Below are 13,696 nucleotides of genomic sequence, written 5' to 3'. Positions count from 1 at the left end.
CGAACTCAGAAGTGAAACGCCGTAGTGCCGATGGTAGTGTGGGTATTACCCATGTGAGAGTAGGGTGCCGCCAGACTTTTAAATTTTAGCTTTATAGACACACCAAATACGGTGGAGCGGTAGTTCAGTTGGTTAGAATACCTGCCTGTCACGCAGGGGGTCGCGGGTTCGAGCCCCGTCCGTTCCGCCACCTTATTTAGGGGCGTAGTTCAATTGGTAGAGCACCGGTCTCCAAAACCGGGTGTTGGGAGTTCGAGACTCTCCGCCCCTGCCAAAATAATTGTTTTGCCTTAATTTTAGCCGTTCAGTCGTTTTTACAAGTATAAATAAAAAAATTTTGTTTACAGATTAACTTAGTTAATTATAATTCCCGCCCAACTACTTTTACAACTTAGAGGATATAAGATGGCTGAAAGTTTTATAAGTCAACAACGTTTTTTTGATAATAAAAATTATCCTAGAGGATTTTCTCGCCACGGAGATTTTACAATTAAAGAGGCTCAAATTTTAGAAAAGCATGGCTGTGCTTTTAAAGATCTAGATACGGAAATCAGAAAGCCTGTTACAGCTGAAGAAAAATCATTTGTTGCTGTCTGTAAAGGAAAAAAAGAACCTTCCACTGAATTTGAAAAAGCTTGGTTAAAATATCTATCCCGTATTAATAAGCCAAAACGTTTTCACACATTATCAGGTGGCAAACCACAAGTAGATGTCACTGATGATTTTGTTGATACTGATGATTAATATCATTAGCCAATGTTTTTATGTAATTGAATTAATAACCTGTCCATAGAACGATAACTCAGTGCTTCTGAAATGTGTTTTCGTTTTATGGTATCAGACAAATCTAAATCAGCAATTGTACGTGATACTTTCAAAATTCTATGCCACGCTCTTGCTGATAGTCCTAATTTTATTAAAGCTTGTTCTAAAAACTCATTATCTTCTTCCGATAACTGGCAATAGCATTGAATTTCGTTAGGGTTTAGTTGATTATTTAATTTATGACTTCTTTTTAATTGCCTGTTTCTGGTTTCTAACACTCTTTTTTTGACAATTTCGGTTGTTTCCGTTGTTGTTACTTTCTTACTTAAGGTTCCTTTAGGTAAAAGCGGTACTTCTATTGAAATATCAAATCTATCTAAAAAAGGTCCTGAAAGACGATTCAGATAACGAATAATTTGTTGTGGTGTTGTACGATTATGCGTTCCCTGATAATGACCGGTAGGACTTGGATTCATCGCAGCAATAAGTTGAAACCTTGCTGGAAATTTGATTTTAGCATTAGCTCTAGAAATAATAATTTCTCCTGATTCAATTGGTTCTCTTAACGCATCTAGAACTTTTCGATTAAATTCAGGTAATTCATCTAGAAATAGCACGCCGTTATGTGCTAAAGACACTTCACCTGGTTTAGGAATTGAACCACCACCAACTAAAGCCGCTGTTGAAGCACTATGATGAGGCGCTCTGAAAGGCCTTTGACGCCAGTTTTTAATTGTTCCATTTGCACTAACTAAACTTGTTATGGCTGCACTTTCTAAGGCTTCTTCATCTGAGAGTGGCGGTAATAGTGATGTAAGCCTTGTTGCTAGCATTGTTTTACCTGTTCCTGGCGGTCCTATAAACAAGAGATTGTGCCCACCAGCTGCTGCTATTTCTAGTGCTCTTTTAGCATGCTCTTGTCCAATAATATCCTCTAAATTCCTATCGGTGTTATAATTACTCTCATATTCCCGATATTCTACTGAAGATAAACTAGTTTGATTTGATAAATGTTGGCAAACTTCTATCAAATTATTTGTAATTAAGGTGTTGCTTTGATGTATCAACGAGATTTCAGATTGATTCTCTGCGGATATAATTAGTGTGCGTTTTTTCTTTTGTGATGAAATGGCTGCTGGAATTGCGCCTTTTACTGCTCGAATATCGCCAGTTAAAGCAAGTTCACCTAAAAACTCATAATGTAGCAATTTATCGGTTGGAATTTGTGCGGTAGCTGCAAGAATTGCGATAGCAATAGGTAAATCAAAGCGACTGCCTTCTTTTGGAAGATCCGCAGGGGACAGGTTAACTGTGATCTTTTTGGAAGGAAAAGTAAAACCACTATTAATAATTGCACTTCTGACGCGATCTTTTGCTTCTTTAACCGTTGCTTCAGGAAGACCAACTAAGACAAATCCAGGTAATCCATTACTGATATGAATTTCGACATTAATTTGAGGTGCTTGTATGCCTATTGATGCTCGAGTATAAATAATTGCAAGTGACATAGTATTGACTTTAATTAAATAATTAATTTGTGTTATTACCTTAATTACTATGCGTAATATTTAAATTAATCGATTTAATTAATTCGTTTTTAGTCACAAAAAATGTTTAATTTTTTCAAATTTTACTCGTTTTTTCACCTAAAAATAATTTTGAAATAAGCAATGATATAAAAAATAAACAAGTATTACTTAATACAACTGATGGTCCTGTTGGTGTGTCATAAATTAATGAGAATAATAACCCACAAATGATCGATAACATTCCAATGATAATGGCAATTAGTGCCATTGATTCCGGTGTTTTAGAATAGTATTTTGCTGTTGCAGCAGGAATTATCAGTAAAGATGTAATAATTAGCGCCCCAACAAACTTCATTGCAATACCGATTGTTAAAGCTAGTAATAACGTTAAAAGCAGTTTTGTAAATTGAATGTTAATACCATGACTAAATGCCAATTCTTCACTAACGGTAATAAAGAGAAAATCATTCCAACGCCATAATAATAAAATGCCTATTAATGCAACACAAATTATAATTTGATAGACGTCAATAAACGTCACTGATAAAAGATCGCCAAATAAGTATCCCATTAAATCGATACGGATATTATCCATTAAACTAATTACGACTAAGCCTAGAGAAAGTGCGCTGTGGGCTAATATTCCTAGCAATGTATCTATTGGTAATTGTTTTTGTGCTTCTAACCAAAGTAAACCTAAAGCTAGAATAAGCGTAATGAAAATAACAGAATAGAATAAATTAATATGCAGTAAAAAGCCAAAAGCGATACCAAGTAAAGCTGCATGGGATAAAGTATCACCAAAATATGACATTCTGCGCCAAACAACAAAAGTACCCAATGGTCCGGTTACTGTTGTCAGACACAAACCAGCTAACAATGAAGGTAATAATAACTCAATCATAGTTTTATGTCCTAATTAGAGCATGTAACGCAATTATTATGATGATCATCATCTTGCTTACAAAGATCATGTTGATGGTTGTGATGATGCTTGTAAACGGCAATTTGTGATGCGCCATGTTGACCAAAAAGAGAAATAAATTCAGGATCGTTAGAAACAATAGCAGGCGTTCCTGAACAACAAACATGGTGATTTAAACAAATCACTTCATCTGTCTTTGCCATAACAATATGCAAATCATGGGAAACCATTAATACACCACAATTAAACTCATTTTTGGCATTAATAATGAGATCATATAATAGCACTTGTCCGTTAACATCTACGCCTTGCGTAGGTTCATCCAGAATTAATAATTGTGGACGTTTAGCTAAGGCTTGCGCAAGTAAAACGCGTTGTAATTCGCCACCTGATAGCTGGTGCATTGATTTATCGATTAAATATTCTGCTTTAACCATTGTTAAGACTTTTAGGATATCCTCATTATTAAGTCGTTTATTTAGCCGCATAAACCGTTTTACAGTAATGGGTAAAGTTGGATTTAATTTAATGGACTGAGGAACATACCCAATTGTTAAATTGTCGGAACGATTGATTCTTCCTGAAGAATAAGGGGTTAGTCCAAGGATAACTTTGACTAATGTTGATTTACCTGCGCCATTTGGTCCTAGTAAGGTGACGATTTGATTCGTACTGATAGTAAATGAAACATTATCTAATATCTTTTGTTGGTTAAGTTCAACCGAAACCCTATCAAGTGAAATTAGCTGTGTCATATTAGTGTAAATCCTTGCTCACTGACATGTTATGTTATATTATAACAATTAATGCATCTATAATATCATATTTTATGAATATAAGGTAATAATGTGAAAAAATATATATCACTAAATTTTAAACAGTTATGGCGGATTTTGATACTACTAAGTTTGGTATTTATCACACAAAGTATTGCTATTCGTGCCAATGCCAATGTCTTAACTTCAGTCAAACCTATTGGTTTTATAACTCAAGCTATAACTTATGGTGTTACCGAGACAGATATTTTATTACCCGATGGCGCTTCTCCCCATACTTATTCTTTAAAACCTTCTGATTTAGTTAAAATCAAACAAGCACAATTAATAGTTTGGGTCGGTGAGGATTTAGAAGCTTTTATGCCGACCGTTTTAAAAGGAATAGATAAAGACAAACAGATAGAATTAATGGCGATACCAGACATCAAAAAACTACTTAGAACGGGTACTCAAAATCATGAACATGGCAAGTTGGATTTCGATGATGAACATGACCATCATGGTTCATATGATGAGCATATATGGCTTTCTCCACAGATAGCGAAAATCATTGCAAAGACTGTGCACGATAAGCTTATCGACTTATATCCTGATAAAAGAGATTTAATTGATGAAAATCTAAACGAATTCACTATTAAACTAGCAGAAACGGAACAAAACATTGCAAAAAAACTGATTAACGTACAAAATAGCGGATATTTTGTGTTTCATGATGCTTACGGGTATTTTGAGTCACAGTTCGGATTAAAAAACCTAGGAAGTTTTACCATAAATCCAGCAGTACAGCCCGGTGTTCAAACGGTTTATGCGATTAAACAAGAGTTGAAAGAACATCAAGCAGTATGTGTATTTAGAGAGCCACAGTTTAGCCCTGCAGTTATTCAAAAATTAGTGAATGGAACTGATGTTCGAATTGGGGAATTGAATCCCTTAGGTACAGATATCGCTTTATCAAAAAATGCCTATTCACAATTTTTATTGAGATTAACACAGCAACTGTTGGATTGTTTAGATAAGAATTAGTTTAGATAATAAATAGTTAAGGTTAATTTTGGCACGAAAGATTGAATCCCCTAGTATTGAAAAAAATAAATTTAAAACTCCCTATTTTTCAGTATTAGGCGTCCTTCTTATTGTTATTTTATTTACCATATTATGGCGACCACTTAATTTGGATCGTACGGAATATGTTCCTTTAACTCCTCAAGCAGAAACGACTGTCACCGATGACGTAAATTCTCCTGTTGTTGTAGGTGATGGTCGAATAGAAGTGGTCGGTGGAAAATCTAAAAATGAAGAGGTTACTGAATCATCAGATGTTCCCGAAGATGAGATTGTTAAAGATGAATTAGATGACATTATTGATGATAAAGACAACACCGTGCAATATACTATTGCGCGCGGCGATACTTTGCATGATATTTTGCAACGCTATAATGTTAATAAAAATGATGTTTATCAATTAACCACTAAATTCAAACAACTAGCAAATTTAAGAATAGGTCAACAAGTTAGTTGGACAACTGATGATGATCATAATCTACAAAGTTTTACTTGGACCATTTCTAGTAACAATATTCGTATATATGAAAAATCAGGCGATAAATTTATTGAAAGTTCTGAAACGGCAGAAGCCGTTCCAGAAAATGTGGTTATTAAAGGTGAAATTAAAGCTAATTTTGTCGCCGATGCGCGTAAAAGTGGTTTAACCAGTAGTGAAATAGGCATTATAACCCGAGCGTTACAATGGCGGTTAGATTTTAGACGATTGCAAGTCGGTGATAAATTTTCGGTAGTATTATCGAGAGAAATGCATGGTAAACGTTTATCTAACAGTCAACTATTAGGCGTTAGAATTAAAAATGGTAGTAAAGATTATTATGCCGTATTAGCTGATGATGGTAAGTATTATGATATAACTGGTGGCAGTTTATCACAAAGCTTTTTTCGGTATCCTTTAGCTAAGCAAGCGCGGGTATCGTCCAATTTTAATCCTCGTCGTTTACATCCTGTTACAGGTATTGTTACGCCTCATAATGGTGTTGATTTTGCTGTCTCTCGCGGTACGCCTGTTTTATCTGTTGGTAATGGTGAGGTCGTGATTGCCAAATATAGTGGTTCAGCAGGTAATTATGTGGCTATCCGCCATGGTCGGCAATATATGACCACTTATATGCATTTAGACAAGATTTTAGTCAAACCAGGTCAACAAGTAAAACAAGGTGAAAAAATAGCATTATCTGGTAATACTGGTCGTTCAACAGGTCCACATTTACATTTTGAATTACATATTAATAACAAACCCGTTAATCCGTTAACTGCAAGTTTACCAATTTCGGAAGGATTGACTGGTAAATCTAAAAAAGCATTCATAGAAAAAGTTAAAGATATTAAATCCCAACTTGTTTTTTAAAGCTTGTGATTTTTTAACTACTAAACTGAATACTTACTTCAAACTCTTTACACAAACAATGCCATAATATCGGCTAAAAAATATGTTATTATATGACGAGTTTCATAAAATCTAAATTTTAGGTGCAGTTTGAATACATCAACTCAAAAACGAGCCAATAAAAAAGCTAAAAAAAATAAGATGACACTAAAGCGAAGACTTTGGTCGTTATTGTTTAAACTTTTTCTTATTTTTGCTGCAGTGACCGTTCTTTACGGTATCTATCTTGATCAACAAATAAAAGAGAGAATTGATGGTAACGTATGGGAATTACCAGCGGCAGTTTATGGTCAGATCATTGATCTTGAACCTGATAGTGAATATAGTTTAAGTGATGTCGTTAGTATGTTAGTGGGCGCGCAGTATCGTCAGCAAGATACTAAAGCCACCCGCCCAGGTGAATTTATTGTTAGTAATGATTCTATTGAAATTTACCGTCGACCTTTTACTTTTCCAGATGGTGAAGAACAAGCATTTCGTGTCAAAATAACGTTTTATGAAAACCGCGTTGATCGTATTATTAATTTAGATACAGGGCGTGATTTTGGCTTACTACGCATTGATCCAAAATTAATTACCATGATGCACTCTCCAAATGGAGAACAGCGATTGTTTGTTCCATTAAAAGAATTTCCTGATTCTTTGCTGCAAACATTAATCGCCACAGAAGATAAACGTTTTTATGATCATCACGGTGTTAGCTTGTATTCGATTGGACGAGCAATTTTTGTTAACCTCACTACAGGACGTACTGAAGGCGGAAGTACTTTAACCCAGCAGACGGTTAAAAATCTTTTTTTGACTAATGAACGCAGTTTATCTCGAAAAATACGAGAAGCGTATATGGCACTAATTTTAGATGCTCGCTACAGTAAAGAACGCATATTAGAACTCTATTTAAATGAGGTCTATTTTGGGCAAGCTGGCAGTGAAGAGATTCATGGTTTTCCGTTAGCAAGTCTTTACTATTTTGGTCGCCCCGTTAATGAATTAACTTTAGATCAACAAGCTGTTTTAGTGGGTATGGTAAAAGGCGCATCACTGTATAATCCATGGACACAGCCACAGCAAGTGATTGAACGTCGAAATGTTGTTTTAAAACTGACTGAACAACAAGGAATTATAGATGATGAGCTTTATAATTTATTAAGTCAGCGTCCACTTTCAGTTTTACCTAAGGGCGGGGTTATTTCTCCTCAACCTGCATTTATGCAAGTCGTTCGTAGCGAATTACGAAAACAATTAGGTGATAAAGCTGATCACCTATCAGGCATGAAGATTTTTACCACCTTTGATCCTGTTGCTCAAGCTGCTGCGGAGCAAGCTGTTACTAACGAAATAGATGCTTTGCGTAAATCAACGAATAAAGATTTACAAACAGCGATGGTCGTTGTGAGTCGAGAAACCGGCGAAATTCGTTCCATTATTGGTAGTGCAGAGCCTCGTTACCCAGGTTATAATCGCGCTTGGTTAACAAGGCGAGCAATTGGTTCTTTAGCTAAACCTTCCACTTATTTAACAGCACTAGGTCAACCTGATCGCTATCAACTAAATAGTTGGCTCAATGACACACCAATATCAATTAAACTTGATAATGGCACGTATTGGGAACCTAAAAATTATGATCGTAAATTCCGTGATAGAGTGATGTTAGTTGATGCATTAGCGCTCTCACTTAATGTGCCCACTGTTAATTTAGGGATGGCCTTGGGATTAGATGCAAGTAAAAATACATTAGAAGCCTTAGGTATACCGTCAGATCGTATTCCTAATCTACCATCACGATTACTTGGTGCTTTGGAGTTAACTCCCTTAGAAACAGCGCAGATGTTTCAAACTATTGCTAACAATGGACAACGTTCTCCGCTTACCATTTTAAGATACGTATTAACTGATAAAGGTGAATTGGTCTATCAAAGTTACCCTCAACAGTTACAAGCGGTTTCTCAACAATCAGCGTTTCTTACAACTTATGCTATGCAACAAGTTGTTGAATCCGGTACTGCGCGATCGCTAAAAACAAAATATAGTGGATTTAAGTTAGCTGCAAAAACAGGGACAAGTAATGATTCGCGTGATAGCTGGTTTACTGGTATTGATGGTAAAAATGTTGCTGTCATTTGGATTGGACTTGATGATCATTCCCCGATGAAATTAACCGGGGCAACGGGTGCATTGAAGATTTATAGTGAGTATTTACAAAATAATCCTCCGAAAAAATTGGTATTACCTATGCCACAAAATATTTTTATGATACCTATTGATAGTAATGGCAAATGGCAATGTGACGGCAGTGGTAGTAGAACATTACCTGCTTGGACTATCAACCCTCAGAGTTTGTGTTCGGGTAATAATCAATCCATGCAAGGACAGCAAGCACCCACTTGGGTCACTGATATGTTAAATAATTGAGTAACTAAATATGCCTGAATTACCTGAAGTTGAAACAACCAAAAGAGGGATTCTGCCTTATCTTAAAGGACAAACCATTAAGCAAATTATTGTTCGGCAATCTAAATTGCGTTGGCCTATCAGTGAAGCTATTTTCAACGCTCATGGCCAAGAAATTTTAGATGTAAAACGACGGGCAAAGTATTTGTTGCTCCAGTTACCTAATAATTGGATTATTATTCATTTAGGTATGTCTGGTAGTTTAAGGGTATTATTAAATCCTCAACAAGCCGCTAAACATGATCACGTAGACTTAATTCTTGAAAATGGTGTGATATTACGTTATACCGATCCAAGGCGTTTTGGTTCTTGGCTTTGGGCAAAAAACCTTGACCACGTTACTCAGTTACAGCATCTAGGGCCTGAACCATTAAGTGATGAATTGACTGCCAAATATTTATTCTCAAAAGCTCAAAATCGTCATGTGCCAATTAAAACGTTCATTATGGATAACCCTATAGTAGTGGGGGTTGGTAACATTTATGCATCAGAATCACTGTTTATGGCAAAAATAAACCCTAATCGTAAAGTAAATACTTTATCTTTATTCGAATTTGAACAGTTAGTGATAGCTATTAAACATGTTTTGGCTAAATCGATTGAACAAGGTGGTACAACCCTTAAAGATTTTCTTCAATCAGATGGTAAACCTGGCTATTTTGCTCAAAAACTGCAAGTGTATGGTCGAGATGGCGAAAAATGTTATCTTTGCCAAACCGAAATAAAATCACAAAAAATAGGGCAACGTAATACATTTTATTGTGAGATATGCCAAAAATAATAATTTTATAAAAATAAATCATAATGTTATGTTTTTGTTGTTTGTATGTAACAACTGATATATTTGTACTGGGTAATCAAATAATTTTGTCTAAATATTGTATATTATTCCTCTTTCAACCTTAATAAAATCGGATTAGTATATACAACTAATCACTTAGTCATAATTGTTAATCTTAAATGTATTGATAATAGCGAGTAGGTAAAAAGTTAATATTTTGAAAATCTTTTTATTTTGAAGAGTATGGACTTGTTACGCGATATCGGCTATCTTTCTGACTGTAAAAGTTTTAATCTTTTATAAAGTTTAATATATAGTACTAAATGATTGTAATATATTAAAAAATCACGGATTTTTCTTGCGCGTTATTTCTTGTTTGCATTTATTTTTAACGCAATTTATTTTGTTTTTATTAAGGAATCTAAGATGATCAAATTTGCTTCTCGCTTTTTGATAACTTTTTTTGTGTTATTTTATACAATGATTGCGAATGCAGAAGTTCGCATTATTATTACCGATGGTGTTAGTACTGCTAAACCAATAGCTGTGGTGCCTTTTAAATGGACGGGTTCGGGCGAGCCTCCACAATTTATAGAAGACATCGTTGCTTCAGATTTACGTAATAGTGGTAAATTTAATCCTATTGATGTGAGCAGCATGCCACAAAGACCAACATCACCTTCAGAAGTTAACCCTGCATTATGGAGTAAACTAGGTGTTTCTGCTGTCGTTGTGGGCACTATTCAACCTGATGCCTCTGGAAAATATCTTATCAGTTACCAATTAATCGATACCGTAACTCGCCCGGGTGCGGTATTAGCTCAAAATCAATACGCTATCGAAAAACGTTGGTTACGTTATGCTGCACATACAGCTAGTGATGAAATTTTCGAATCACTAACTGGTATCAAAGGTGCATTTAGAACGCGTATAGCTTATGTTGTAAAAACAACTAAAGGACCGTTTACTCACGAATTGCGAGTATCTGATTATGATGGCTTTGATCAAATGACAGTACATCGTTCTAAGGAACCATTAATGTCACCAGCTTGGTCACCAGATGGAAAAAAATTAGCGTATGTAACTTTTGAGGGTGGTCATTCATCATTAGTAATCAGAACGCTAGATAGTGGAGCTTCTGAAACTGTTGCTTCTTTCCCTAAACATAATGGTGCGCCTGCATTTTCTCCTGATGGTAGTAAATTAGCGTTCGCCTTATCTAAAGATGGGAGTTTGAATTTGTATGTTATGAATTTGGGCTCTAAAAAAATCACACAAATTACATCAGGTCGCAGTAATGATACTGAACCATCATGGATGCCAGATAGTCAAACTATTGTTTATACATCAGATCAGGCAGGTAGACCTCAACTTTATAGTATCAATATTAATGGTGGAACATCACAACGCTTAACATGGGATAATACCCAAAATCAAAATGCGCGCGTTGCACCAGATGGTTCTTTCATTGCAATGATTTCAACTAACAATGGTGAACAACATATTACTCGTTATGATATGTCAACAAGTACTTATCAACGTTTAACCGATACATTCTTAGATGAAACACCAAGTATTGCACCAAATGGTACTATGATCATCTATAGTTCAACACAAGGATTAGGTACAATTTTGAATTTAGTTTCAACTGATGGTAACTTCAAAGCTAAATTACCAGCGACTGACGGACAGGTGAAATTCCCTGCTTGGTCACCTTATTTATAAGAAGAGATTAAAATTTAATCGATATTATGAATATTAAAATTGTACAAAATGTTAGGTCGTTATAATATATAGCGCTAATCTGACTAATTAGTAATAATTGTTACTGAGTAGTCAGATAAATAAAATATAAATAATAATTTATTCAAACACAAAGGAGTTAATACAATGCAATTTTCTAAATTTCTTAAAGTAGCTGCGGTTGCTTTACCATTAATCGCACTTACTGCATGTTCATCAAGCAAAAGCAGCAATGCTGGCGGTAGTGCAAACGGTTCTTTGTCAAAAGAAGCTTTAGAACAACTTCACAGATTACAACAAACTAATACTGTATATTTTGATTTTGATAAATATAATGTTAAATCTGAATATACTACATTATTAAATGCACATGCAGAATTTATGCGTGCAAATTCTTCTGTAAACGTAGTTGTTGAAGGTCATGCCGATGAACGTGGTACACCAGAATACAATATCGCTTTAGGTGAACGTCGTGCTGACGCAGTTAAATCATACCTACAAGGTAATGGTGTTTCTGGCTCACAAGTACAAGTAGTATCATATGGTAAAGAAAAACCAGCTGTATTAGGTCATGACGAAGCAGCTTATGCTAAAAACCGTCGTGCTGTAGTAACCTACCCTGGTTATTAATAGCTTGTGATAACGGCTGATAATTCAGCCGTTTTATTTTAAAGTTCACGCCGAGTATATAATATGTATAAAAAAACACTCATATTGTTCTTATTTCTTTTGTTTACCGGTTATGGTTGTGCCGCTGGTAGTTCTGAGCTCGATAGAACAGTTCAAGCTCAAGGTCAATTATTAATACAAAATCAGCAACAAATTAGTGATTTACAATCAGATTTGGATACACTTCGTGGTCAATTGGAAGAAACTAAATACCAACTCAACCAAACTATAGAACGTCAAAAGATGATTCTTCAACAAATGGTTGGTGGTTCAGGATTCTCATCAAATACTAATTCTTCACAAGATAATTCGTCTTCACCTGCACCTGCTCCATCTACTGATTCTCAATCAGCTACGCCATCTTCAGACTTATCAAGTTGGACAACATCAGGTAACGATAAAGCAGATTATAACTTTATCATGCAGCATGTCTCTGAGGGTAAACAAAACAGTGATTCTATCGCTGCTTTTCAAAAGTTCATTGAAGCTTACCCAAAGTCAAGTTACCTAGCTAATGCAAATTATTGGCTAGGTCAACTTTACTATAAAGAAGGGAAAAAAGATAAAGCATCGTTTTATTATGCGACAGTCGTAAAAGATTTTTCAGCTTCTCCTAAAGCAGCAGACAGCCTTTATAAGGTTGGTATAATCTTATTGGACAAAGGCGATAAAAAAACTGCTAAAACCGTTTTTCAACAAGTTGTCAGTAAATATCCTAAAGATAAAAATACCGTTGATCTTGCTAATAAAAAATTAGCATCACTTTAGTAAAATGTATAAATAACCAGCTATTGGATGCAAAAAGCAAGAAAAGGGTTGCACTGCTTGATAATAGTAAGTAATATAGCAACCCGAAATTGCTTGTAACTTTAATTCTTAAGGACATTGCAATTCTTATCTAAAATGGGTTGTTAGCTCAGTCGGTAGAGCAGCGGACTTTTAATCCGTTTGTCGAGCGTTCGAATCGCTCACGACCCACCATCCTTCTCTTCATATTTCAAATATCAAAACAGACCAATTTAAAAGATATTAAACTCAAGTAAGTTAGTTCGATATTAATTAGTTTAGAATAGATTTCAACTTTACTTAGTATTAGACTTGAATAGCTAAAGCAAACATTTTTATTTAATGAAATTATCCTGCAAGCTAAAAAATTACTAAAAATAGTATTTTTTGAGTAATCACCTAACTAAACCACATGACCTATTTTTCTATGATCTTAATTCATCTTTATAACGATAAAAAACTATTAATAAAGATAAATACTTATTTGATGTCACTAAAAATTGAGGTTACTTTGGTATTTGTTATCTAGCTCATGCAAATTGGTTTACAGAATTAGAAATTAATAATAAAGATTGATAAATAATAATGATAATAATCAATCTAAATGCTCTGGATTTACAGTGTAAAATGAGAATGGTAGATTTATTTATCGCAATTTTTATAAGCCTTGTTTGCTTTAACTAATTTGTTATATAAAGAATATTGGCGGTGAAGTCGTATGTCTGGTAAGCCGTGCACCTTTGTTATGACGGTAAGTTATAAATCTAGAGTGCTGTAGCTTGCTAAATGTATGATAGATTTCAATTCAAATTAAAGTTG

The 13,696-nt window shown here is 34.8% G+C and carries 11 protein-coding genes and 3 tRNA genes; 11 read left to right on the top strand and 3 right to left on the bottom strand.

What is annotated here, in order from left to right; translation table 11 throughout:
• Positions 1 to 113: 113 nt before the first annotated feature.
• The 3 genes from J3U63_RS09105 (at position 114) to J3U63_RS09095 (ending at position 744) form a co-directional block, all read left to right on the top strand.
• A tRNA-Asp gene (locus J3U63_RS09105) sits at positions 114 to 190 on the top strand.
• Positions 191 to 198: 8 nt separating this feature from the next.
• Positions 199 to 274, top strand: a tRNA-Trp gene (locus tag J3U63_RS09100).
• Positions 275 to 405: 131 nt separating this feature from the next.
• Positions 406 to 744, top strand: a complete 339-nt coding sequence (locus tag J3U63_RS09095) for a DUF413 domain-containing protein (protein ID WP_267334512.1) — start codon at positions 406 to 408, stop codon at positions 742 to 744.
• Positions 745 to 749: 5 nt separating this feature from the next.
• Here the strand turns inward: J3U63_RS09095 and J3U63_RS09090 are convergent, their stop codons facing one another.
• The 3 genes from J3U63_RS09090 to znuC all read right to left on the bottom strand — a co-directional run bounded on the left by J3U63_RS09090 (position 750) and on the right by znuC (position 3,974).
• Positions 750 to 2,273, bottom strand: a complete 1,524-nt coding sequence (locus tag J3U63_RS09090; RefSeq protein WP_267334510.1) for a YifB family Mg chelatase-like AAA ATPase — start codon at positions 2,271 to 2,273, stop codon at positions 750 to 752.
• 115 nt (positions 2,274 to 2,388) lie between these two features.
• Entirely contained in the window at positions 2,389 to 3,198 is an 810-nt protein-coding gene (gene znuB / locus J3U63_RS09085; RefSeq protein WP_267334508.1) for a zinc ABC transporter permease subunit ZnuB, read from the bottom strand.
• Positions 3,199 to 3,209: 11 nt separating this feature from the next.
• Complete coding sequence (znuC, locus tag J3U63_RS09080) at positions 3,210 to 3,974, bottom strand: zinc ABC transporter ATP-binding protein ZnuC (protein WP_267334506.1); 765 nt, start codon at positions 3,972 to 3,974, stop codon at positions 3,210 to 3,212.
• Positions 3,975 to 4,067: 93 nt separating this feature from the next.
• Here znuC and znuA point away from each other — a divergent pair, with 93 nt between their 5' ends.
• The 8 genes from znuA to J3U63_RS09040 all read left to right on the top strand — a co-directional run bounded on the left by znuA (position 4,068) and on the right by J3U63_RS09040 (position 13,072).
• Entirely contained in the window at positions 4,068 to 5,018 is a 951-nt protein-coding gene (gene znuA, locus J3U63_RS09075; protein ID WP_267334504.1) for a zinc ABC transporter substrate-binding protein ZnuA, read from the top strand.
• Positions 5,019 to 5,046: 28 nt separating this feature from the next.
• Positions 5,047 to 6,408, top strand: coding sequence for a murein DD-endopeptidase MepM (gene mepM, locus J3U63_RS09070; RefSeq protein ID WP_267334502.1), 1,362 nt, complete (start codon positions 5,047 to 5,049; stop codon positions 6,406 to 6,408).
• 129 nt (positions 6,409 to 6,537) lie between these two features.
• A complete protein-coding gene (mrcB, locus tag J3U63_RS09065; protein ID WP_267334500.1) occupies positions 6,538 to 8,859 on the top strand; it encodes a bifunctional glycosyl transferase/transpeptidase in 2,322 nt (773 codons plus the stop codon).
• A 10-nt stretch (positions 8,860 to 8,869) separates the two neighbouring features.
• On the top strand, positions 8,870 to 9,679 hold the full coding sequence (gene mutM, locus J3U63_RS09060; protein WP_267334498.1) for a bifunctional DNA-formamidopyrimidine glycosylase/DNA-(apurinic or apyrimidinic site) lyase: 810 nt from the start codon (positions 8,870 to 8,872) through the stop codon (positions 9,677 to 9,679).
• Positions 9,680 to 10,108: 429 nt separating this feature from the next.
• Positions 10,109 to 11,404 (top strand): Tol-Pal system beta propeller repeat protein TolB, encoded by a 1,296-nt coding sequence (gene tolB / locus J3U63_RS09055; RefSeq protein ID WP_416379616.1) that lies wholly within the window; start codon positions 10,109 to 10,111, stop codon positions 11,402 to 11,404.
• A 165-nt stretch (positions 11,405 to 11,569) separates the two neighbouring features.
• Complete coding sequence (pal, locus tag J3U63_RS09050) at positions 11,570 to 12,052, top strand: peptidoglycan-associated lipoprotein Pal (protein ID WP_065634268.1); 483 nt, start codon at positions 11,570 to 11,572, stop codon at positions 12,050 to 12,052.
• A gap of 63 nt (positions 12,053 to 12,115) precedes the next feature.
• A complete protein-coding gene (gene ybgF, locus J3U63_RS09045) occupies positions 12,116 to 12,859 on the top strand; it encodes a tol-pal system protein YbgF (protein WP_267344014.1) in 744 nt (247 codons plus the stop codon).
• A gap of 137 nt (positions 12,860 to 12,996) precedes the next feature.
• Positions 12,997 to 13,072: transfer RNA gene (locus J3U63_RS09040), tRNA-Lys, on the top strand.
• The last annotated feature ends 624 nt before the right edge of the window (positions 13,073 to 13,696 follow it).

Source organism: Gilliamella sp. B2838, assembly GCF_026536185.1.
GTDB lineage: Bacteria > Pseudomonadota > Gammaproteobacteria > Enterobacterales > Orbaceae > Gilliamella.
The sequence above is the reverse complement of the archived record's forward strand: the minus strand, read 5'-3'. Positions and strand labels throughout refer to the sequence as shown.

What these genes read in the sequence shown, in the direction of transcription:
- znuB (WP_267334508.1), bottom strand. Translation starts at nt 3,198, where the DNA reads ATGATTGAGTTATTATTACCTTCATTGTTAGCTGGTTTGTGTCTGACA.
- mutM (WP_267334498.1), top strand. Translation starts at nt 8,870, where the DNA reads ATGCCTGAATTACCTGAAGTTGAAACAACCAAAAGAGGGATTCTGCCT.
- J3U63_RS09095 (WP_267334512.1), top strand. Translation starts at nt 406, where the DNA reads ATGGCTGAAAGTTTTATAAGTCAACAACGTTTTTTTGATAATAAAAAT.
- pal (WP_065634268.1), top strand. Translation starts at nt 11,570, where the DNA reads ATGCAATTTTCTAAATTTCTTAAAGTAGCTGCGGTTGCTTTACCATTA.
- J3U63_RS09090 (WP_267334510.1), bottom strand. Translation starts at nt 2,273, where the DNA reads ATGTCACTTGCAATTATTTATACTCGAGCATCAATAGGCATACAAGCA.
- znuC (WP_267334506.1), bottom strand. Translation starts at nt 3,974, where the DNA reads ATGACACAGCTAATTTCACTTGATAGGGTTTCGGTTGAACTTAACCAA.
- ybgF (WP_267344014.1), top strand. Translation starts at nt 12,116, where the DNA reads ATGTATAAAAAAACACTCATATTGTTCTTATTTCTTTTGTTTACCGGT.